This window comes from Blastochloris sulfoviridis, from assembly GCF_008630065.1.
GTDB classification, from domain to species: Bacteria; Pseudomonadota; Alphaproteobacteria; order Rhizobiales; family Xanthobacteraceae; genus Blastochloris; species Blastochloris sulfoviridis.
Genome location: NZ_VWPL01000004.1, coordinates 120,906 through 141,471 on the forward strand (window position 1 = coordinate 120,906; position 20,566 = coordinate 141,471).

Annotated in this window: 20 protein-coding genes; 6 read left to right on the plus strand and 14 right to left on the minus strand. The window is 68.3% G+C overall.

The features are described 5' to 3' along the window. Positions 1 to 157 precede the first annotated feature (157 nt). From F1193_RS03590 to F1193_RS03600, 3 genes are all read left to right on the plus strand, one after another. Positions 158 to 742 (plus strand): glycosyltransferase, encoded by a 585-nt coding sequence (locus F1193_RS03590; RefSeq protein ID WP_150096298.1) that lies wholly within the window; start codon positions 158 to 160, stop codon positions 740 to 742. 176 nt (positions 743 to 918) lie between these two features. After that, positions 919 to 1,686: a tRNA1(Val) (adenine(37)-N6)-methyltransferase gene (locus F1193_RS03595; RefSeq protein WP_150096299.1), complete on the plus strand. Its 768-nt coding sequence runs from the start codon at positions 919 to 921 to the stop codon at positions 1,684 to 1,686. Between the two features lie 125 nt (positions 1,687 to 1,811). Further along, positions 1,812 to 2,696 (plus strand): S49 family peptidase, encoded by an 885-nt coding sequence (locus F1193_RS03600; RefSeq protein ID WP_150096300.1) that lies wholly within the window; start codon positions 1,812 to 1,814, stop codon positions 2,694 to 2,696. A 28-nt stretch (positions 2,697 to 2,724) separates the two neighbouring features. Here the strand turns inward: F1193_RS03600 and ptsN are convergent, their stop codons facing one another. The 14 genes from ptsN to argB form a co-directional block, all read right to left on the minus strand. Then, positions 2,725 to 3,186 carry a PTS IIA-like nitrogen regulatory protein PtsN gene (ptsN, locus tag F1193_RS03605; protein WP_150096301.1) on the minus strand — a complete coding sequence of 154 codons (462 nt, stop codon included), beginning with the start codon at positions 3,184 to 3,186 and terminating at the stop codon, positions 2,725 to 2,727. An 85-nt stretch (positions 3,187 to 3,271) separates the two neighbouring features. Further along, positions 3,272 to 3,853: a ribosome hibernation-promoting factor, HPF/YfiA family gene (gene hpf, locus F1193_RS03610; protein WP_150096302.1), complete on the minus strand. Its 582-nt coding sequence runs from the start codon at positions 3,851 to 3,853 to the stop codon at positions 3,272 to 3,274. Between the two features lie 112 nt (positions 3,854 to 3,965). Beyond that, positions 3,966 to 5,504, minus strand: a complete 1,539-nt coding sequence (gene rpoN, locus F1193_RS03615; protein WP_150096303.1) for an RNA polymerase factor sigma-54 — start codon at positions 5,502 to 5,504, stop codon at positions 3,966 to 3,968. Between the two features lie 191 nt (positions 5,505 to 5,695). After that, the gene (lptB, locus tag F1193_RS03620; RefSeq protein WP_246164100.1) at positions 5,696 to 6,859 is read right to left on the minus strand and encodes an LPS export ABC transporter ATP-binding protein; all 1,164 of its coding nucleotides are present in this window, start codon (positions 6,857 to 6,859) and stop codon (positions 5,696 to 5,698) included. A gap of 40 nt (positions 6,860 to 6,899) precedes the next feature. Beyond that, the gene (locus F1193_RS03625) at positions 6,900 to 7,637 is read right to left on the minus strand and encodes an LptA/OstA family protein (RefSeq protein WP_246164102.1); all 738 of its coding nucleotides are present in this window, start codon (positions 7,635 to 7,637) and stop codon (positions 6,900 to 6,902) included. A gap of 26 nt (positions 7,638 to 7,663) precedes the next feature. After that, positions 7,664 to 8,383 carry an LPS export ABC transporter periplasmic protein LptC gene (gene lptC / locus F1193_RS03630; protein WP_170263322.1) on the minus strand — a complete coding sequence of 240 codons (720 nt, stop codon included), beginning with the start codon at positions 8,381 to 8,383 and terminating at the stop codon, positions 7,664 to 7,666. Positions 8,384 to 8,613: 230 nt separating this feature from the next. Then, a complete protein-coding gene (locus F1193_RS03635) occupies positions 8,614 to 9,228 on the minus strand; it encodes a ribonuclease D (RefSeq protein ID WP_150096306.1) in 615 nt (204 codons plus the stop codon). Between the two features lie 185 nt (positions 9,229 to 9,413). Next, a complete protein-coding gene (locus F1193_RS03640) occupies positions 9,414 to 10,295 on the minus strand; it encodes an alpha/beta hydrolase (protein WP_150096307.1) in 882 nt (293 codons plus the stop codon). Between the two features lie 201 nt (positions 10,296 to 10,496). Next, positions 10,497 to 11,027, minus strand: coding sequence for a hypothetical protein (locus F1193_RS03645; protein WP_150096308.1), 531 nt, complete (start codon positions 11,025 to 11,027; stop codon positions 10,497 to 10,499). 191 nt (positions 11,028 to 11,218) lie between these two features. Continuing rightward, positions 11,219 to 13,645 carry a DNA topoisomerase (ATP-hydrolyzing) subunit B gene (gene gyrB / locus F1193_RS03650; RefSeq protein WP_150096309.1) on the minus strand — a complete coding sequence of 809 codons (2,427 nt, stop codon included), beginning with the start codon at positions 13,643 to 13,645 and terminating at the stop codon, positions 11,219 to 11,221. 355 nt (positions 13,646 to 14,000) lie between these two features. Continuing rightward, positions 14,001 to 14,876 (minus strand): hypothetical protein, encoded by an 876-nt coding sequence (locus F1193_RS03655; RefSeq protein WP_150096310.1) that lies wholly within the window; start codon positions 14,874 to 14,876, stop codon positions 14,001 to 14,003. A gap of 408 nt (positions 14,877 to 15,284) precedes the next feature. Next, positions 15,285 to 15,995, minus strand: coding sequence for a helix-turn-helix transcriptional regulator (locus F1193_RS17635; protein WP_150096311.1), 711 nt, complete (start codon positions 15,993 to 15,995; stop codon positions 15,285 to 15,287). A gap of 590 nt (positions 15,996 to 16,585) precedes the next feature. Then, positions 16,586 to 17,337, minus strand: a protein-coding gene (locus F1193_RS03665) for an IS5 family transposase (protein ID WP_150096312.1) whose coding sequence is annotated in 2 segments (ribosomal slippage) — positions 16,586 to 17,007 and positions 17,007 to 17,337 — 753 coding nt in all. Because the reading frame shifts where the segments join, the coding sequence is not laid out codon by codon here. A gap of 183 nt (positions 17,338 to 17,520) precedes the next feature. Beyond that, positions 17,521 to 18,420 carry an acetylglutamate kinase gene (gene argB, locus F1193_RS03670; RefSeq protein WP_150096313.1) on the minus strand — a complete coding sequence of 300 codons (900 nt, stop codon included), beginning with the start codon at positions 18,418 to 18,420 and terminating at the stop codon, positions 17,521 to 17,523. A 116-nt stretch (positions 18,421 to 18,536) separates the two neighbouring features. Between argB and F1193_RS03675 the strand changes: the two genes are divergently transcribed. The 3 genes from F1193_RS03675 to F1193_RS03685 all read left to right on the plus strand — a co-directional run bounded on the left by F1193_RS03675 (position 18,537) and on the right by F1193_RS03685 (position 20,565). Continuing rightward, on the plus strand, positions 18,537 to 19,268 hold the full coding sequence (locus F1193_RS03675; RefSeq protein WP_150096314.1) for a pyrimidine 5'-nucleotidase: 732 nt from the start codon (positions 18,537 to 18,539) through the stop codon (positions 19,266 to 19,268). 40 nt (positions 19,269 to 19,308) lie between these two features. Further along, on the plus strand, positions 19,309 to 20,154 hold the full coding sequence (gene dapD / locus F1193_RS03680) for a 2,3,4,5-tetrahydropyridine-2,6-dicarboxylate N-succinyltransferase (RefSeq protein ID WP_150096315.1): 846 nt from the start codon (positions 19,309 to 19,311) through the stop codon (positions 20,152 to 20,154). An 81-nt stretch (positions 20,155 to 20,235) separates the two neighbouring features. Next, complete coding sequence (locus F1193_RS03685; protein ID WP_150096316.1) at positions 20,236 to 20,565, plus strand: TM2 domain-containing protein; 330 nt, start codon at positions 20,236 to 20,238, stop codon at positions 20,563 to 20,565. Position 20,566 lies beyond the last annotated feature (1 nt).

Below are 20,566 nucleotides of genomic sequence, written 5' to 3' on the forward strand. Positions count from 1 at the left end.
TAACGCAACCCCTCGAACAAAACAAGAACATGGTCGTTGCTCCGCCGACCTAGGCGGGGCCGCCGCCCGCCGCCCAATTTCTGCGCTTGCGCAAGGCGCGGGCGGTTTGCCACCTGTCGCTTCGGGCGGTAATCGGGAGCGCGGAGGCGAGGGCAGCGTGATCAGCGTCATCATCCCGACCGAGAACAGCGAACGTATGCTGGTGCCCTGCTTTGCGGCGCTGGTGCCGGCGGTCTCTGCCGGCGTGGTGCGCGAGGTGGTGGTGGCCGACGCCGGCTCGCGCGACGACACGCTGAAGGTGGCGGACGCCGCGGGCTGCACGCTGATCGAAGGGCCGGCCGATCTGGGCGCCCGGCTGACGCGGGCGGCGGCGGCGGCGCGTGCGCAGTGGCTGCTGTTCCTGCGGCCGGACGTGGTGCTGGAGGACGGCTGGGCCGGTGCCGTCGAGGCGTTCATCGCCGCCGCCGAGCGGCGCGGCACCGTCGACAGGACGGCCGCCGCCTTCCGCTATGCCATCGACGCCGATGGCGCCGCGGCCCGCCTCGCCGAGCAAGCGAGCGCCATCGCCCGCCTCCTGTCGGGCCGGGTGCGGCCGGAGCAGGGGCTGCTGGTCCACCGCCGGCTCTATGACGGCGCCGGCCGCCACCCCGATGGGGCGTCCGCCGCGCGCCGCCTCATCGGGCGGCTCGGCAGGAAGGTGACGCTCCTGCGGGCGCGCGCCTTCGTGCAGGCCCGGGATTGATCCGTTTTCTCCGAGGGCGTGATCCGGTCTGACTGAGTCGGACCGGACGCTCCAAGTTTTCGAGTCGTCGCCTTTTCTGACGCAAAACCGGTTCCCACTTTTGCGGAATATGCTCTGGCAGATGATCGCGACGCCGGCTTCTGCTACATCGGCGGCAAGATCAGATCGGCACGACGATGCTGGACTCCTCTCCGCCGCCCGCGCTCACCGACGACGCCGTTCTGGGCGGCCGGCTCAAGCTGCTGCAGCCGGCGCGCGGCCATCGCGCCGGGCACGACGCCATCCTGCTCGCCGCCGCCGTTCCCGCCGCGCCGGGCGAGCGTGCCGCCGATCTCGGCGCCGGCATCGGCACCGCCGGGCTGGCGGTGGCAGCCCGCGTGCCGGGCCTGTCGATGGTGCTGGTGGAGATCGACCCGGGCCTTGCCGCGCTTGCCTTGGAGAATTCCCGTCGCAACGGCCTCGACGAGCGGGTATCGGCTGTGGCCGCCGACATTGGCGATATCGGCCGCGCCAACGGCCCGCCCGCGCTTCCGGCCGACCGCTTCGACCAGGTGCTGTGCAACCCGCCCTTTCTCGATCCCGGCCGCCACGCCGCCTCGCCCGATCCCGACAAGCGCCGCGCCCACCTGCCGGAGCGGCCGCGCGCCGACTGGATCGCCGCGGCGCTGCGGCTGCTGACGCCCGGCGGCACGCTGACGCTGATCGAGCGCGCCGACGCGCTGGCCGGCGTGCTGGCCGACCTCGACGCGCGCTGGGGGGCGATCGAGGTCGTGCCGGTGCATCCGCGGCCGGGTGCCGCCGCAGCCCGCGTGCTGGTGCGGGCGCGCAAGGGGCGGCGCACGCCGCTGGCGCTGTTGCCGGCGCTGGTGCTGGCGGACGCGGCGGGCCGGCCGAGCGAGGCGGCGGACGCCGTGCTGCGGGCCGGCGCCGCCCTGCCGGCCTGAGCGGCCTTTCGGCGCCGCAGAGCCTCCAAACTCTTGGTTTGACGCATTCTCTTTCGCGAGACCGGTTCCCGCTCTTGCGGAGAATGCGCTATTGGCCCGCGCATCCTTGGCCTTATGTATCGACAATGTCTGCAAGTCTCGCCAACCGGCTGCTGCAACGCCTGCGCCCCTATCTGCCCGCGCCGCTGCGCCCGCCTGAGATTCCGGTGGTGCCGGTGGTGCGGCTCACCGGGGTGATCGGCTTCTCCACGCCGCTGTCGCCGGGCATCACCATGGTCGGCGTGGCGCGCATGCTGGAGCGGGCGTTCGATGTCGCCGACGCCAAGGCGGTGGCGATCGTCATCAATTCGCCGGGCGGCTCGGCGGTGCAGTCGCACCTGATCCACCGCCGCATCCGCATGCTGGCCGAGGACGCCGACCTGCCGGTGCTGGTGTTCGTCGAGGACGTCGCGGCGTCGGGCGGCTACATGATCGCCTGCGCCGGCGACGAGATCTTCGCCGACCCGTCCTCGATCGTCGGCTCGATCGGGGTGATCGGCGCCACCTTCGGCTTCGACCGGCTGATGGACAAGATCGGCGTCGAGCGCCGCGTCTATACCGCGGGCGAGCGCAAATCGATGCTCGATCCATTCCGGCCCGAAGACCCCGACGATGTCGAGCGGCTGAAGACCATCCAGCGCGCCATCCACGCCAAGTTCATCGCCCTGGTGAAGGAGCGCCGCGGCGAGCGGCTCAAGGAGCCCGACGGTTCGCTGTTCACCGGCGAATACTGGGAGGCGGAGCGGGCCGAGGCGTTCGGCCTGATCGACGGCTTCGGCGATGCGCGCTCGGTGCTGCGCGGCCGCTTCGGCGACGAGGTGGCGACGCCGCTGATCACCGCCGAGCGCACGCTGTTCGGCCGCCGCCTGCCCGGCTTCAGCGCCGCCCCGGCGGCCCCGGGCGCCGGCCTCGCCGCCGACCTGGTGTCGGCGATCGAGGCGCGCGCGCTGTGGTCACGCTACGGGCTGTGAACGGGCGGACGGGACACCGAAGCCCCCGTCACGCCGTGGTCGTCTGCGGCTGGGTCAGCACCACATAGAGCGCCTGGGCGTCGCGCGAGGCGCGCAGCCGCTGGGCGATGTCCTGGTCGCGCAGCAGGCGGGCGATGCGGGCGAGCGCCTTGAGGTGGTCGGCGCCCGCCGATTCGGGGGCCAGCAGCAGGAAGATGAGATCGACCGGCTCGCCGTCGAGCGCCTCGAAGTCGATCGGCTTCTCCAGCCGCGCGAACAGGCCGAACAGCCGGTCCATCTTGGCCATCTTGCCGTGCGGGATGGCGATGCCGTTGCCGACGCCGGTCGAGCCCAGCCGCTCGCGCTGCAGCAACGTCTCGAAGATCTCGCGCTCGGAGTGGCCGGTGAGTTCGGCCGCCCGCTCGGCGAGTTCCTGCAGCGCCTGCTTCTTGGAATTGACCCGAAGCGACGGATACACCGCGTTCGGGGCCACGAGATCGCTCAGCGGCATGGCCGGCCCGGTCGTGCAGGAAGCGGGGCGCGATGACCGCCCCGGTTGCGAAGGCGGCGGACGATAGGCGCGGCGCCGGCCACGGTCAATGGGGCTCCGCCGGAGGGTCGACCCATCCGATATTACCGTCCGGGCGGCGATAGACGACGTTGATCCGCCCGGACGTGGCGTGGCGGAAGACCACCACAGGCGCGCCGGTGATGTCGAGCTCGACCACCGCCTCGGCCACCGAGAGCTGGCCGACCGCGGTCTTGGTCTCGGCCACCACCACCGGGTGATCGCCGTCCGGCCCGGTTTCGGTCTCGACGTCCTCGTCCTCGGAGGGCGCCTGCAGCACATACATCGGCGCCATCGGCATGGTGCGCTCGCCGCCATGCTCCTCGCGCAGCTTGCGCTTGTAGCGGCGCAGCCGCTTCTCGATGCGCTCGCAGGCGAGATCGCAGCTCTGATAGGCATCAGCCGCCGTGGCGTGCGACTGCAGCTCGGCGCCCGACGACAGATGCAGGATGCAGTCGGTGCGGAAAAACGTGCCTTCGCGCTCGACGATGGCGCGGCCGGACCAGCCGCGGTCGAAGAACTTCTCAATCGCTTCGGCGATGCGCGCCTCGATGCGCGTGCGCAGGGCATCGCCGATGTCGAGGTTCTTGCCGGACACTCTCAATGTCATTTTTGTTTGTCTCCAAGGCACCACGCCATCGGGGCACGGAGTCCGATGGTCACAGGTGATTTAGCCCACAATTGGCGGCAGCGGAATCCGGTTGAGCATGCGTCGATCCCCTTCAGGAGGCGGCGGCCGCGCTCTGCTTCTCGCGCCGGCGCTGGACGGAGGAGGGAATGCGCATGCCCTCCCGGTACTTGGCGACGGTACGCCGGGCAATGTCGATGCCCGCCTCGCGCAGCCGCTTGACGATGGTGTCGTCGGACAGCACGTCGGCGGCGCTCTCGGCGTCGATCATCTGCTTGATTCGGTGACGCACGGCCTCCGCCGAATGCGCATCGCCGCCGCCGGCCGCCGCGATCGCCGAGGTGAAGAAGTATTTCATCTCGAAGATGCCGCGCGGCGTCGCCATGTATTTGTTGGAGGTAACGCGCGACACCGTCGATTCATGCATCGAGATGGCGTCGGCCACGGTCTTGAGCACGAGCGGGCGCAGGTGCTCGACGCCGTGGGCGAGGAACGCGTCCTGCTGGCGGGTGATCTCCATCGCCACCTTGAGGATGGTCTTGGCGCGCTGGTCGAGGGCGCGGGTGAGCCAGGTCGCCGTCTGCAGGCAGTCGGCCAGGAAGGTCTTGTCCTTGGCGTCCTTGGCCACCGGGGCGACGCGGCCGAAATAGGCCTGGTTGATCAGGAGGCGCGGCAGGGTGTCGGTGTTGAGATCGACCTGCCAGCCGCCATCGGGGGCCGGGCGCACGAACACGTCCGGCACGATCGGCGTCACCGGGCCGCCGCCGAAGGCGAGCCCCGGCTTGGGGTCGAGCCGCTTGAGCTCGGCCACCATGTCAACCAGGTCCTCGTCGTCGACCTCGCACAGCTTCCTGAGCGCGGCGAAGTCGCGCTTGGCGAGCAGCGGCAAATTGGCCACCAGCACCTGCATCGCCGGGTCGAAGCGGTCGCGGTCCTTGAGCTGCAGCGCCAGGCACTCGGCGAGCGAGCGGGCGGCGACGCCCGCCGGGTCGAAGGTCTGGATCACCGCCAAGACGTCCGCCACCGTCTCCTCGGGCGCGCCGAGCTTGGCCGCCACCTCGGGGACATCGGCGGCGAGGTAGCCGGCATCGTCGACGAGGTCGATCAGATACTGGCCGATCAGCCGCCGCCGCGGGTCCGGCTCGGCCAGCGAAAGCTGCTCGGACAGGTGGTCGGCGAGCGAGGTCGACGCCGAGACATAGGCGTCGAGGTCGCTGTCGTCGTCGATGCGGCCGCCGGAGCCGACCGAGGCCCACTCCGAATAGCCCACCGGCTCGGACGCGCCGTGCGGCGGCTCGGCCGGCCCGTCATCCTGGAACACATTGCCGAGGTCGGTATCGAGCCGCGCCTCGATCGCCTCGCGCGAGCCGAGCGGGGACTCCAGCCAGTCGCCGTCGCGCTGGTCGTCGGAGGCGGGCGGCGGCGGCTCGGGCTCGCCGCTGGCGGCGTCGGTGGGCGAGGAGAAGTCGGGCTCCTCCGCCCGCTCCAGCAGCGGGTTGCGCTCCAGCTCGGCGTCGACATAGGCGGAGAGATCGAGGTGGGACAGTTGCAGAAGCTTGATCGCCTGCATGAGCTGCGGCGTCATCACCAGCGACTGGCTCTGGCGAAGTTCGAGCTTTTGCGAAAGCGCCATGGCGATTATCGGCCTTCAGGACTCTTCTACGGTTTCCGGATGATCCCTTCGGGATACCGGAAACGGTCTCGCCGAAAAATCCTTGCTCAGGACTGGATTTTTCGGCGAACGGCATACGGCTCGAAGGCCTGATCGGCCGGAAACCGCATTCGAGGGTGCGGAAGCTGGTACGAACCTTGCTTCCGCTCCCTTTAAAGCCTGAATTCTTCGCCCAGGTAAAGCCTGCGGACATCCGGACTGGACACGATGTCCTCGGCCGAGCCCTCCATCAGCACCTCGCCGGAGTGGATGATGTAGGCGCGGTCGATCAGTCCCAGCGTCTCGCGCACGTTATGGTCGGTGATCAGAACGCCGATGCCGCGGCGAGTCAGGTGACGCACCAGGGCCTGGATGTCGCCGACCGCGATCGGGTCGATGCCGGCGAACGGCTCGTCAAGCAGCATGAAGGAGGGCCGGGTGGCCAGCGCCCGGGCGATCTCGCAGCGCCGCCGCTCGCCGCCCGACAGCGCGATCGAGGGCGACTTGCGCAGCCGCGCAATGCCGAACTCGTCGAGCAGCGCGTCGAGCTCCTCCTCGCGCTTTCGGCGGTTGGGTTCGACCACCTCCAGCACGGCGCGGATATTGTCCTCGACATTGAGGCCGCGGAAGATCGAGGGCTCCTGCGGCAGATAGCCGATGCCGAGCCGGGCGCGCCGGTACATGGGCATCTGGGTGATGTCGTAGCCGTGCAGGAAGATGCGGCCGGCGTCGGCCTTCACCAGGCCGGTGGTCATGTAGAACACCGTGGTCTTGCCGGCGCCGTTGGGGCCGAGCAGGCCCACCGCCTCGCCCTCGCGCACATAGAGCGAGACGCCGCGCACCACCTTGCGGCCACGGTAGCTCTTCTCCACCGCATCGACCGCCAGGATCCCCTCCAGCCCGGGCAGCGGGCCGGTGCCGGCCTTCCGCTTCGCGGACGCTTTGGCCGGCTCCTTGGCCTGCGCCTTCGGTGGTGTCTTTGCGGGCGACTTGGGTAGCGACTTGGGGGGCGTCTTGGCCGAGTCCCTGGCCGTCGGCGCGGGCCGTTCCCTGGAGGACTGCGACGGCGCGCCCCTTTGCGCAGGCGCTTCGCCGGGCCGCGGCCAGACCGCATCCTCCGGCGCGTAACCATAGGGCGCCTCGCGCGGAAGCTGCATCGGCACGGCATCCGACCACGGCGGACTTTCCGGTCCGGCCAGATACTCGTCATCGTAATAGGTGTCCGCCGGCTCCGCACCGCGCCAGTCAGGCCCAGGCCGCCGACGCCGGAACAGGCTCGCGAAGAAATTACGCACGCGCGCCCCACCCTTCGGGGTGTCGTCCCCAACCGCGCTCATAAGCGTTCAGCCCGCCGGACGCAATGTCGGGTGCCGCCGCTCAATTGCCGCGCGCAGGGCCGAGCGGTATCGGCGCCCGCAGCGGCTGGGGCTGCGGAATGGCGGACGATTGGGGCTTGGCCTCCTGTCTCGCATCCGGCTTGCCGGACTTCTCGCTGCCCGGCACGAACAGGCCCTGGACGCGACCCGTGCCGCCCTTGCCGGCCTCGATGCGCGAGACGCCGGAATTGAGGTCGACGATCAGGCGCTCGCCGCGCAGCACGTTCGGCCCCTGCGTCAGCACGACGTTGCCCGACAGCGTCACGGTGTTGGTCGCCATCTCGAACAGGCCGGTGTCGCCGGTGGCGGTCTGCTCCTGGGTCGACACGATCACCCCGCCGGTGGCCTCCAGCCGCTTGATCTGCCGCGGCGCGACCGATTCGGCCCCCGCCTTGGCCGGCGGCTGCGATGCCTTGGGCTTTGCTTGAACTTGTGCTTGTGGTTGGGCTTGGGTCTGGGGCTGGCCCTTGCCCCCTCCCTTGCCGGCCTCAAGGTCGTAATGGACCACGAGCTGCTTGGAACGCATGGTGGTATCGCCCTGCTGCACCATCACGTTGCCGGCGAACACGGCGGCCTTGTCGCGCTCGCGCACTTCCAGGCTGGCGGCCTCGATCCGCACCGGCTTGTCGCGGTTCTTGGCGAACCCCTGAAGCGCGTTGGGCACATTGTTGCCCTGCTGCGCGCCGGCCGGCGACGACAGGGCGAAGGCCGCACACGCGGCGAGAAGGGCCACAGACATGGTGGCCGGAGATTTGAACCCGCGCATCAGCGGAGCGCTCCCGAAGCTTCCCCGGCCGTGCCAGCCGATTGCGGCAGCATCACGTTCAGCACCACGCCACCCTCGAAGCGCACGACCTGGCCCTTGTCGCGCAGGTCCATGGTGTCGGCCCGAAGATCGCCCTGCAGGAATTTGAGCTCGACCGGCTTGTTCGAGACGATGGTGCCGGCCCGCACGTCGATCTTGGCCTCGGTCAGGCGGCCCTCATAGCCTTCGCTCGACTTGAGGAAAATGCCGCGGCTCAGGGTCAGAAGCTCGGTCTTCGCGTCGAACTGGCCGTGCTCGGCGATCAGGTCGGCGCGCCCCTTGTTCGCCAGGTCGACCTTGGCCCGGATCTCCTCCAGATCGACCAGGTGCGGCTGGGTGACATCCTGCTGGGCGCGCTTGGCGGTGACCTCATAGGCCTGATTGTCCTTGGTGAAGCCGGCAAGCCGCGGCGCCTCCATGGTCAGCTTCGACCCCGACAGCACCAGCCGGCCGAAATCCCCCAGCGGCACGGTGATGGCAATCGAGCGGATGGCCGAATAGGCGAGCGGCAGCAGGATCAGCCCGACCACCACCAGCGGCACCAGCACGCGCAGCGCCCGCACCCGCCGGCTGTGGCGCAGCGCCACGCGGAACACCTCGTCGATATCCCGGCGCTGGTCGAACACGGCATCAAGCTGCCGGCCCGGCGGCGGCCGTCTCGAACCTGCGGTCTGGGACATCGTCACGCGTTCTGCCTCGCTCGGCCGGCCTCGCCATGCGGTTGCCGGTTGATCCCTCCGGGATACCGGAAACGGTCTCGCCGACCCCCCGCGTTCGGGAACGGGATTTTCGGCGATCGGAATACGGCTCGAAGGCCTGATCGGCCTGAAACCGTATCACCCACCTTCGACGCGGCCACCATAGCCGACTGCGGCGCCGCCGTCGCCCGAACGTCCGAATGCCCGGGCGCTCAGGAATGGGCGAAGATATCCTGATCCGGCCAGCCGGCGAGATCGAGGCGGGCGCGCGTCGGCAGGAAGTCGAAGCAGGCCTGCGCCAGCGCCGTGCGGCCCTCGCGGGCGAGCAGACCGTCGAGCCGGTCCTTGAGCGCATGCAGATGCAGCACGTCGGCTGCCGCATAGGCGATCTGCGGATCGGTCAGGGTGTCGGCGCCCCAGTCCGAGCTCTGCTGCTGCTTGGACACGTCGATGCCCAGCATGTCGCGGACCAGATCCTTGAGCCCGTGCTTGTCGGTGTAGGTGCGGGTGAGGCGCGAGGCGATCTTGGTGCAGTAGACCGGCTGCGGCATGACGCCGAAGGCGTTCTCCAGCACCGCCAGGTCGAAGCGGGCGAAGTGGAAGATCTTCAGCACCTCGGGATCGGCTAGCAGGCGGATCAGATTGTCGGGCCGGTCGCCACCGGGCGGAATCTGCACGATGTCGGCCGAGCCGTCGCCGGGCGAAAGCTGCACCACGCACAGCCGGTCGCGGTGCGGCATCAGCCCCATGGTCTCGGTATCGATGGCGACGGAGGCGCCGTAGTGCGACAGATCGGGCAGGTCGCCGCGATGAAAGCGCAAGGTCATGCTGGGCTCGCAATGCGCAACAGGACCACGTGCCGAACGGCCGGCCCTGCGCGGATGGAAATGCACCTTGTCGGGGCGCATCCTGGAAGCGCGTCGCCAGCGCGCGGTATGACGTTGATAAACAACGAGAATTTCAGTCTTCGCCAGGGCCTGTGTACCAGCCCGGCGCCAGCGAGGCAAGGGCGTCAGCGCGGCGGTGCCGGCGTGCCGATGGCGGCGGCGAGGCGTTCGCGCAGCACCTGCGGCATGCGCGGATGGTCGAGGATGGTGCCGTGGCTGGCATCCTCGAGCGCCACCACCGTCATCCGGGGGTTGGCGTAGCGCAGCACCTTGATGTGCGCGGCCGGAACCAGCCCGTCGGCCGGCGCATAGACCACGGTGACCGGCAGGGTCAGGCCGGGCAGGATGTCCTCGGTGGCCCACGGGCTCTTGAGCAGCAGCGTCACCGGCACGAACGGATACTGCTCCTGGGCCAGCCGGCGGATCGAAGCCGGCGGCGCGACCAGCACCAGCCCCGCCAGGGAACGCTGGCTCGCGAGATACGTCGCCACCGCCGAGCCGAGCGAATAGCCGATGGCGACCACCGCGTCCGGCCGGAACCTCTCGACCATGGCGTCATGGACCAGGAGCGCGTCGGCCTTGAGCGCCCGCTCCGAGGGCACACCGGTGCTCGCGCGACCCAGCGCGTTGGGATAGCCGCGATAGCTGACGCCGGCCACGGCCACGCCCGGCTGCGGAAACACGGTGTTCTTGAGGAAGGTGGCAAACCCCACCACGTCGTGGGCGTTGCCGCCGAAGGCGAGCACCAGCGCGGTGCGCGGCGGCGAGCCGGACCCGCCTCCCCTGTCCGGTCGCTCGGGGCCTTCGGGCGGAAACACGACGCCGGATAGCTCGGCGCCGTCGGGCGTGGAAAGACGGACCGCCTCGAAGCGCGCCTGGGCGTCACCGGGCGGCGGCACCTCATTGACGATGCGCGGATAGATCAGGCCGTCCTGCGTCAGATAGAGGTAGACGACAAAGCCCACCGGAACCAGCAGCACGGCCAGCAGCAGCAGAGCGATCTTCACGCGCACCTCGTCATGCGGTTTCCGGCCGACCGGGCCCGCGCGCCGCACGCGGCTTTCCGAAAAACCCCTTCCGGGTCAACGACTTCTCGGCGAGAGCGCGTCCGGGATCCCGAAGGATCGTCCAAAACCCGTATCACACGGCCGCCGGCCGGGCGCATTCGCCGGCCGAAAGCCCGGCGTCCGCGTCGTGGAGGGGCATGCCTACCCGGCGTTCCGGGCGTCCCGCGCCGCCTGCGCGTTCTTGGTCGCCTGCGAGATCCGTCCGATCCAGGAGCCGGGAACCCGCGTCATCCGCCGGCGCGGCGGCAGCGATTGCATGCCCTCGTTCGGCATGCGGCCGGCCTCCGGGCGCGGCGGGAACTGCGCGGCGCGGCGCATCGCCAGCGCGCGGCGCGCGGCATCGACGTGGGCTGTCCGCGCCTCCAGCTTTTCGAGGCGGTGGATTTCCTTGGTCACGCGCTTGAGCGCGCCGCTGAACACCTGCTTGCGCTGGGAGGGACGCTCCGCCGTGCCGGGAAAGCTGCCCCCTCGCGCCCGACCCTTGCCGCGGGACTCGCGCTGCTTTTCGCGCGCCAAAGTCCGCTCGCGATCGCGCATGTCGCGAAGGCGCTGGCGCAGGGCCTTCAGCCCCTCAAGCTCGATGTCGTAGATATGCGGATGATGGGACGGCAGAACCGTCTCGAACTCGTCATGGCTCAAAAGGCTCCGTTCAAATTTGCACGGAATGGCCATCTCGACTTTCCTGTTCGTCTTCGCGGTCACGGAATTCCGTCGCCAGAGGCGCGGAAAGTCCATCGACCCCAGGTGCTGCAGCCTCCCCGCGACCCCATGCCCTTATAACCAGAGGTGGCGTCACTGTATAGACAAACGCGAATGGCCGACTGCCTCCAACCAGCTGACCGTGTTCCGGATCCGGAGCCGTCTCACACGTCCACGCTGGCGGCGAGCGCGTTGTCCTGGATGAATTCGCGGCGCGGCTCGACGACGTCGCCCATCAGCTTGGTGAAGATGTCGTCGGCCTCGTCGGACTCCTTCACCTTCACCTGCAGCAGCGAGCGGACGTTGCGGTCGAGCGTGGTCTCCCACAGCTGCTCGGCGTTCATCTCGCCGAGGCCTTTGTAGCGCTGCAGCGTCACGCCCTTGCGGCCGGCATCGGTAACCGCCTCGAACAGGCCGACGGGGCCGAAAATGGCGCGGCTGTCGCCCTTGCGAGTCAGCGTCGCCGGCCGGGCATAGACCTCCTGCAGCGACAGGGCGTGGCTGTCGAGCTTGCGGGCGTCGGCGCTCGACAACAAGGCGGTATCGATGGTCGCGACCTCGCGCACCCCGCGCACGGTGCGCACGAACCGGAACGTACCGGCGGCGAACTCGCCCTCCCAGCCGCGCTCGGTCTCGTCGGCCAGCACGTCGAGCCGGCGGGCGATGTAGAGGGCGGCCTCCGCGGCCTTCTCGGCGTCGTCGAACACGGACGGCGTCAGCACGCCGGCGATCGCCGCCTGCTCGACCACCGCGCGGTCGTAGCGCGGGTGGAGGCCGGCCAGGATGGCGCGGACGGTGCGGGCCTCGTCGAGCACGCGGCGCAGATCGGCGCCGCCGCGCACCTCGCCGGCGGCGAGCGTCAGCGTCGTGTCGTCGAGGCCGGTATCGATCAGATAGTCCTCGAGCGCGCGCTCATCCTTCAGGTACTGCTCGCTCTTGCCGCGCGTCACCTTGTAGAGCGGCGGCTGGGCGATGAAGAGGTGGCCGCGATCGATCAGCTCCGGCATCTGGCGGAAGAAGAAGGTGAGCAGCAGCGTGCGGATGTGGGCGCCGTCGACGTCGGCGTCCGTCATGATGATGATCTTGTGGTAGCGCAGCTTGTCGGGGTTGAACTCCTCGCGGCCGATGCCGGTGCCGAGCGCGGTGATCAGCGTGCCGATCTCCTGGCTGGACAGCATCTTGTCGAAGCGCGCCCGCTCGACATTGAGGATCTTGCCGCGCAGCGGCAGCACCGCCTGGAAGGCGCGGTCGCGGCCCTGCTTGGCCGAGCCGCCGGCCGAGTCGCCCTCGACGATGAACAGTTCCGATTTCGCCGGATCCTTCTCCTGGCAGTCGGCGAGCTTGCCGGGCAGCGAGGAGATGTCGAGCGGCCCCTTGCGGCGGGTGAGTTCGCGCGCCTTGCGCGCCGCCTCGCGGGCGGCGGCGGCCTCCACCACCTTGCCGACGATGGCCTTGGCCTCGGCGGGGTGCTCCTCGAACCACACCGACAGCGCCTCGCCGACCAGGTTCTCGACCACCGGCCGCACCTCGGAGGACACCAGCTTGTCCTTGGTCTGGGAGGAGAATTTGGGGTCCGGCACCTTGACCGACAGCACCGCGGTGAGGCCCTCGCGGCAATCGTCGCCGGTCAGATCCACCTTCTCCCTCTTGGTCAGGCCGGAGGATTCGGCATAGGCGGTGACGTGGCGGGTCAACGCGGCGCGGAAGCCGGCGAGGTGGGTGCCGCCGTCGCGCTGCGGGATGTTGTTGGTGAACACCAGCACGGACTCGTGGTAGCCGTCGTTCCACCACAGCGCGCACTCCACCGTGATGCCGTCGCGCTCGGACTTCGACACCACCGGCGCCGGCACCAAGGGCGTCTTGTTGCGGTCGAGATAGCGCACGAACTCCTCGACGCCGCCGTCGTAATGCATCTCCTCGCTGCGCGGCTCGGGGCCGCGATAGTCCTCCAGCAGGATGCGAACGCCGGAATTGAGGAAGGCCAGCTCGCGCAGCCGGTGCTCCAGCGTGGCGAAGTCGAACTCGACCATGGTGAAGGTCTGCGTCGAGGGCAGGAACGTCACCTCGGTGCCGCGCTTGTCGCCTGCCTCGCCGACCACGGCGAGCGGCGCCACCGGGTCGCCGTGGCGGAACTCCATGACGTGTTCCTTGCCGTCGCGCCAGATGGTCAGCTTCAGCGAGGTCGAGAGCGCGTTGACCACCGAGACGCCGACGCCGTGCAGGCCGCCGGACACCTTGTAGGAGTTCTGGTTGAACTTGCCGCCGGCGTGAAGCTGGGTCATCACCACTTCCGCCGCCGAGACGCCCTCCTCCGAATGGATCTCGGTGGGGATGCCGCGGCCGTCGTCGGTCACCGTCACCGAGCCATCGGCGTTGAGGCGCACCCGAACGTGGGAGGCGAAGCCGGCCAGCGCCTCGTCGATGGCGTTGTCGACCACCTCGTAGACCATGTGGTGCAGGCCCGAGCCGTCGTCGGTATCGCCGATGTACATGCCGGGGCGCTTGCGCACGGCATCGAGGCCGCGTAGCACGGTGATCGACTCGGCACCGTAATCGCTTTCGGACGCGGACTTGCGGACAGGCTCAACCATTTACGTGAACGGTCCTGGCTTTCGAGGAATCGGCAGGCGGACTATAGGCAGTCGCGCGGGCGAATTCATGCGAAATCGGCACGCATTTTTGCGGGCATTTTCAAAAGATTAGGGCGCTTTGCGCAAAAGTGGATGCCGTCATTGTGCCACACCTGCGTGACCGCGCGGGCAAAGGGGCGCAAACCCAAGTCCAAACCTGGGAATATGGCGCGCGGCCGGGGAGGCCCGGCATCCGCAACCCGTCCGCCGGGAATCCGCCGCCGATCGAACGTCCCATGATCGCCCCGGCCCTCTGTCCTCCTCGCCAGCGTGGGAGAGGACGGCGAGGCTACGGGTCCGGACCGCAGGCGCGCCGTCAGCGCTTGGCGGGCGCAGAGGCACCGGAAGCGGGCATGGCGGCAGCGGGCGCACTGGCGGGGAGCGCGCCGGGCTGGGACGCACTGGCCGCCGGCACGTTGCCGGTGGGGCCGTTGGCCGCAGGGGTGCCTGATGCCGAAGGCGCGGGCGCCGGTGCGCCGGGCGCCAGAAAGGCGGGGAGCGGCAGGGTCTCGGCCAGGCTCGGCCCGCCGTGGACCACCATGATGTGCTGGTTGACCAGATAGATGCCGAATCCGACAAGTCCGGTACAGATCACCGAGACGGCGAGCGCGGCGCCGGCCAGCCACACGACCAGCCGGTCGTTGCGCTCCAACGCGGCGGACGCCTCGGCCGCCGTGATCGCCGGCAGGTCCGCGTCGGCATCCGGTGGTTGCGCCGCGGGCTCGGTAACGGTGATGCCCGGCGTATCGCGAACCTCGACCAGCGGCCGGTAAGAGCCCGGCAGCATGTGAAACCGCAGCGCCGCGTCGCGTCCCTCGTCGGCATAATAGGCGGTGAGCGCGGCGCGCAGCCGCGTCGCCTCCACCCGCACGATCGGATCCTTGCCCGGGTCGAAATCGCTGGGCCGGCCGAGCGCCCGCGTGGCGATGGTGTAGGCCTTCAGCTTGTCGCCGCGGCCGGCCAGGCTCTCCTCGACGACGAAGGCGAGAAAGCGCCGCAACTGCACAGCGCTGCGCAGCCGCCCGCTGGCCATCACCTGGGCCAGAGCGTCATTGACGGTCTCATCATCGACGAGACCCGGCGACAGCGGCACGGCGCCACCCACCGGCTTCACCATCGAAAGCACCTGTGCGTCTCCAGCCGCGCCATTCACGCTGTCCGGCACTCCGGACTCGCCATAGTCTGCGCGCATCCCATGCCTCTCCGCCCACGCCCCCGCCCGGAGAACCGGCCGCGAATCAACCCGCTATCCTGAAGCGAACGATGACGGATAGCCGGTTGCCGAGTCATTCCCATTTCTAGGAGCATTAAACCACCTTGACGTTTCTTCGGACGCAGATTCATCGTCCTGCGGTCGGAAAGCGGTGCTTTTGTCCGTAACGGTCAATAGCGGTGCGCAACTTACGAGAGTTATAGTACCGCAGCATGCCAGACATGCAACTGCTGCCTAGCCGGAATTTTCCCGTCCGCGCCGCGACGTCTTCCCAAGGTTTCGGGATGCCCCTCGCCACCCTGGAAACGATTTCGCCGGAATCCCCGTTCGCGAACGGCCCGTCTGCGAGCGGACACGCGCGGACGGCGGGGATCAACCGGACGCTGGTCATTCGATCAGGCCGCGGCGCAGCGCCTCGGCGACCGCATGGGCGCGCGAGGCGGCGCCGAGTTTGCGGACCGCCGCATTGAGGTGGGCCACCGCGGTGTGCTCGGAAATGCCGAGGATGCTGCCGATCTCCCAGGCCGTCTTGCCGACCGAAGTCCAGGCCAGGCATTCGCGCTCGCGCGCGGTCAGGTCGCTGGCGGGGTGAGCCGCCGGCAGATCGAGCGCGGCGAGGTGCAGCGCCGGCGCCACCAGATCCAGATATTCGACCTCGGCATCGGTGAATTCGGGCTCTCGGCGCTGGAACACCACGCCGCCGCCGAGTCGCCCCCGGAACCGCAACGGAATGGCCACCACCGCCGGCCCCAGCGCCTCGGCGCTGGCGAGGTAGTTCGGCATCAGCGCCGGCTCGGCCTCGGCGGCAGCGCGGATGTCGGCGGTCCGCACCGGCCGGCTTGCCGCGCGCAGGGCGATGATCAGCGGGTCGCGCTCGTATTCACGGTTCTCGATGTAGCGGGTGCGGAAGTCGTCCGGCAAATTGGTGGCCAGCAGCGTCCCCTTCCGGATGCTGCGCCACGCAATCGGCGCGCCGCCGACGGCGTAGATGTCGAACCGGACACTTGCGGCAACCCGGTCGAGCAGTCGCTGGAAGCGTTTCGTCGCCTCGCTGGACATGTCCGGTCGGGCCGGCGTCGGCGGATCGAAGCTAGACATGCGACCGGTTGCCCAAGGTTGTCCTTTGTGAGCGCAAAATTAACGCCAAGACCGTTGCGGAAAGTGAAAATATTGCGGCGCAAAACGATTAAAATTGTCGCTGATCGCACTGAAGTGCGCCTGATCTTTTGCGGCCGATTATCGGGCGGAACCGCGAACAATCAAGGTACCTCACGCCGAATCTCGCCAGGCCGCACCCCAATTACAGCCGAGCACGCGCTTAAGCCTCCGCCCTCGCGCGGAAAACGCGAATTCAACATGCACCGTCCGTATCCTGCGGGCGGCGGCTGCGCGGTTGATGGAGGGGGGCGACGGAGACGGCGGGACGGCCGCGTTGACGCGGTTTCAGGTCGACCCCTCGGGAGACCGGAAACCGCCGTATGGAACTGCGCCCTCAAGACCGGGATTGGCGGCGATCCAAGCGCAGAACGCCGGCCGCGGGGCCGGCGTTCTGAAGCGGTCGGTCCGGGAGGACATATTATACGGTTTCCGGTTGATCCCTTCGGGATGCCGGAAACGCCTCGCCGAAAATCCTTGTTCGTCAACGGGATTTTCGGCGATCGGAATGCGGCCCTAGGGCCTGTTGAGATTCATCGGGAATGGATGACGGCGGCGGCGAGATAGATCATGGCGGTGAAGCTGGTGTCGGTCTTGTCGGCGCGCATGGCGATGCGTTTAAATTCTTTAAGCTTGCAAAAGAAGTTCTCGATCAGATGACGCCATTTATACACCTCGTCGTCGATAGGGATCGGCTTGGCTCGACGCGGATGCTGCGAGATGACGATCTTGGCGCCACGCGCATCGAGATCAGCAATGATGGCATTGCTGTCAAAGGCCTTGTCGGCGATCAAACCGCCGAAGGAGACCCCCTCGATCAGCGGCTCGACGCCGACAGTGTCGAAGCGATGCCCCGGCAACAACGCAAAGCGCACGAGGTTGCCCAGGGCATCGGTCAACGCCAGGATTTTGGTGGTCAAGCCGCCCTTGGAGCGCCCGATGGCCTGGCTTTGAGTCCCCCTTTTGCCCCCTGTCCGTGCCGGTGGACCTTGACGATGGTGGCATCGACCATGGCGTATTCCATGTCCGGCTCCTCCGAGCAGGCCTCGAAAAGCCGAACAAAAACATCGGCTTTGACCCAGTCACGGTATCGCTTGAAGACGGTATTCCAGTTGCCGAACGAGGCAGGCAAGTCGCGCCATGGACTGCCGGTGCGCACGATCCACAACACCGCCTCAATGAACAGGCGGTTGTCCTTGCCGCTGCGCCCGGGGTCGGTCGGCTTGCCCAGGCAATGCGGTTCCATCTTCGCCCATTGGGCGTCCGTCAGCACAAATCGCTCCATCCAAAGCTTGAATCACATTCAAGCCACCGGTGGAATCCCAAATCTCAACAGACCCTAGAGCGTCCGCCGATCTGAGTGAAACGGGCGGACGCCCCAAGCTTTTGGTTTGTCGCATTTTCTTTCGCAAAACCGGTATCCACTTTTGCGGAAAATGCTCGAAGGCTTGACCGGCCGGAAACCGTATCAGCGGTGCAGCAGCGTTCCAGCGCCGGCGTCGGTGAGCAGTTCGATCAGCACGGCGTGCGGCGCCTTGCCGTCGAGGATGACCACGCCCTCGACGCCCTTCTCCAGCGCGAAGATGCAGGTCTCGACCTTGGGGATCATGCCGCCGGAAATGGTGCCGTCGGCGATCAGGCGGCGCGCCTCGGCCACCGACAGGTCCTTGATCAGCGTCTTCGACTTGTCGAGCACGCCCGGCACGTCGGTGAGGAACAACAGGCGCTTGGCCTTCAGCGCGCCCGCCACCGCACCGGCAAAGGTGTCGGCATTGACGTTGAAGGTGCCGCCGCCGGCCGCCGCCGCCACCGGCGCCAGCACCGGAATGATCTCGGTGCCGATGATGCGGTCGAGCACGGTGGTGTCCACCGTCTCCGGCTCGCCGACGAAGCCGAGATCGACCACCTGCTCGATCGCCGAGTCGGGATCGGTCACCGTGCGCGTCACCTTGCGCGCGGTGACCATGTTGCCGTCCTTGCCGCACAGGCCGATGGCCTTGCCGCCGGCCGCATTGATGAAGCCGACGATCTGCTTGTTGATCGAGCCGGCCAGCACCATCTCGACGATCTCGACGGTGGGCGCATCGGTGATGCGCAGGCCCGCCGCGAACTTGCTCTCGATGCCGAGCCGGGTCAGCATCGACTGGATCTGCGGCCCGCCGCCATGCACCACCACCGGGTTCACCCCGGCCTGCTCCAGCAGCACGATGTCGCGGGCGAATTCGCGCGCCAGATGCTCGTTGCCCATGGCGTGGCCGCCATACTTCACCACCACCGTGGCGTCGTCATAGCGCTGCATGTGGGGCAGCGCCTGGGCCAGAACCCGGGCCTGCATCTGCGGATCGGTGGGGACGGCGATCTCGGCCATGACCTGACTTCGTGTTGCGGCTTGTTGCGGCGTGGACATTTGCGCGAAACGCCGGCCAGGCGCCGGCGCGCCCCTGTCTACCAACCGTCGCGGGGCGCTGCTAGTGTCTGACGGACATGCTCACCGTTCCCGATTCCGCACCGCCCCGCGCCGCGCGCGGCTTCGAGGCCGTCGACACGTGGGTGTTCGACCTCGACAACACCCTCTACCCGCCTCACCTCGATCTGTGGTCGCAGATCGACCAGCGCATGAAGACCTACATCGCCGGTTTCCTCGGCCTCAGCCATGACGAGGCGTTCCGGCTGCAGAAGGACTATTACCGCCGCTTCGGCACCTCGATGCGCGGGCTGATGATCCATCACGGGCTCGATCCCGAGGAGTTCCTGGCCTACGTCCACGACATCGACCATTCGCCGCTTGCGCCCGACCCCAGGCTCGGCGCGGCGCTGGAGCGGCTTGCGGGCAAAAAGCTCATCCTCACCAACGGCTCGGTCGCCCACGCCGAGGCGGTGACGAAGCGGCTCGGGCTCGACCACCATTTCGACGGCGTGTTCGACATCATCGCCGCCGATTTCATCCCCAAGCCGAGCCCCGAGACCTACGCCCGCTTCCTCGACCGCCACGCCATCGACCCCGGCCGCGCCGCGATGTTCGAGGATCTCGCCCGCAATCTCGAAGTCCCGCACGCGCTGGGCATGACCACGGTGCTGGTGACGCCGGACAACACGCGCGAGATCGAGCGCGAGGCGTGGGAGCTGGAGGGGCACGCCGACCCCCATATCGACCACGTGACCTCGGATCTCGCCGGCTTCCTCGGCGGCCTCGCCCCGGACGGTGTGGAACGTTGACGCCTCAGGCCCGCCGTGATTGATCGCCCCATCCGGGAGCATGACCATGACCGACCTTGCCAGCATCATCGACGCCGCGTTCGAAGAGCGTGCCCTCATCGGCCCCCACACCACCGGCGCGGTGCGCGAGGCGGTCGAGGCCGCGCTGGATCTGCTCGATTCGGGCAAGGCGCGCGTCGCCGCGCGCGACGACGACGGCAAATGGGCGGTGCATCAGTGGCTGAAGAAGGCGGTGCTGCTGTCGTTCCGCCTCAACGACATGGCACCGATCTCGGGCGGCCCCGGCGGCGCCACCTGGTGGGACAAGGTGCCGTCGAAATTCGCCGGCTGGGGCGCGGAGCAGTTCCGCAGCGCCGGCTTCCGCGCCGTGCCGCATTGCGTAGTGCGCCGCTCGGCCTTCATCGCGCCGGGCGTGGTCTTGATGCCGTCCTTCGTCAATCTCGGCGCCTATGTCGACGAAAGCGCGATGATCGACACCTGGGCGACGGTGGGCTCCTGCGCGCAGATCGGCAAGCGGGTGCATCTGTCCGGCGGCGCCGGCATCGGCGGCGTGCTGGAGCCGCTGCAGGCCGGCCCGGTGATCATCGAGGACGACTGCTTCATCGGCGCCCGCGCCGAGGTGGCCGAGGGCGTGATCGTCCGCCAGGGCTCGGTGCTGTCGATGGGCGTCTATCTCGGCGCCTCGACCAAGATCATCGACCGCGCCACCGGCGAGGTGTTCATGGGCGAGGTGCCGCCCTATTCGGTGGTGGTGTCGGGCACCATGCCCGGCAAGCCGCTGCCCGACGGCACGCCCGGGCCGGGGCTCTATTGTGCGGTGATCGTCAAGCGGGTGGACGAACGGACGCGCTCGAAGACCGCGATCAACGACCTGCTGCGGGATTAACCTCACCGATATGTCGCCGCAATCTTGACTTGCATCACCCCCCGGCTGCGCTATCCTTGCCGCAGCCGGGGGCTTATTGTCATGTCTCAGACGAACTATTCCGCGAATCCAGTCAGCAGCGATGCCCGTGCGATGATGATGTACGAGGCAAACAAGAAATCGATGCTGATCTCTTATCTCCTTTGGATTTTCTTCGGCGGTCTGGGCGGCCACCGCTTCTATAATGGCAGGACTGGAACGGCCGTTGCTCAGCTCCTGCTTTCGATATTTGGCGTTCTGCTGTCCGGAGCCGGCGGCATCGGCCTGCTGTTGCTCCTGCCCGTCGCCATCTGGGTGATTGTCGACGCCTTCCTGATTCCCGGATGGGTTCGCAAGCAGAACACGCTACTCGCGGCGCAGCTGGCGTCGTAAC

Coding starts and splice junctions, on each gene's coding strand:
- F1193_RS03595 (WP_150096299.1), top strand. CDS start 919: ATGCTGGACTCCTCTCCGCCGCCCGCGCTCACCGACGACGCCGTTCTG.
- F1193_RS03600 (WP_150096300.1), top strand. CDS start 1,812: ATGTCTGCAAGTCTCGCCAACCGGCTGCTGCAACGCCTGCGCCCCTAT.
- ptsN (WP_150096301.1), bottom strand. CDS start 3,186: ATGCCGCTGAGCGATCTCGTGGCCCCGAACGCGGTGTATCCGTCGCTT.
- hpf (WP_150096302.1), bottom strand. CDS start 3,853: ATGACATTGAGAGTGTCCGGCAAGAACCTCGACATCGGCGATGCCCTG.
- rpoN (WP_150096303.1), bottom strand. CDS start 5,504: ATGGCGCTTTCGCAAAAGCTCGAACTTCGCCAGAGCCAGTCGCTGGTG.
- lptB (WP_246164100.1), bottom strand. CDS start 6,859: ATGAGCGCGGTTGGGGACGACACCCCGAAGGGTGGGGCGCGCGTGCGT.
- F1193_RS03625 (WP_246164102.1), bottom strand. CDS start 7,637: ATGTCTGTGGCCCTTCTCGCCGCGTGTGCGGCCTTCGCCCTGTCGTCG.
- lptC (WP_170263322.1), bottom strand. CDS start 8,383: ATGTCCCAGACCGCAGGTTCGAGACGGCCGCCGCCGGGCCGGCAGCTT.
- F1193_RS03635 (WP_150096306.1), bottom strand. CDS start 9,228: ATGACCTTGCGCTTTCATCGCGGCGACCTGCCCGATCTGTCGCACTAC.
- F1193_RS03645 (WP_150096308.1), bottom strand. CDS start 11,027: ATGGCCATTCCGTGCAAATTTGAACGGAGCCTTTTGAGCCATGACGAG.
- gyrB (WP_150096309.1), bottom strand. CDS start 13,645: ATGGTTGAGCCTGTCCGCAAGTCCGCGTCCGAAAGCGATTACGGTGCC.
- F1193_RS03655 (WP_150096310.1), bottom strand. CDS start 14,876: ATGCGCGCAGACTATGGCGAGTCCGGAGTGCCGGACAGCGTGAATGGC.
- F1193_RS17635 (WP_150096311.1), bottom strand. CDS start 15,995: ATGTCTAGCTTCGATCCGCCGACGCCGGCCCGACCGGACATGTCCAGC.
- argB (WP_150096313.1), bottom strand. CDS start 18,420: ATGGCCGAGATCGCCGTCCCCACCGATCCGCAGATGCAGGCCCGGGTT.
- F1193_RS03675 (WP_150096314.1), top strand. CDS start 18,537: ATGCTCACCGTTCCCGATTCCGCACCGCCCCGCGCCGCGCGCGGCTTC.
- dapD (WP_150096315.1), top strand. CDS start 19,309: ATGACCATGACCGACCTTGCCAGCATCATCGACGCCGCGTTCGAAGAG.
- F1193_RS03685 (WP_150096316.1), top strand. CDS start 20,236: ATGTCTCAGACGAACTATTCCGCGAATCCAGTCAGCAGCGATGCCCGT.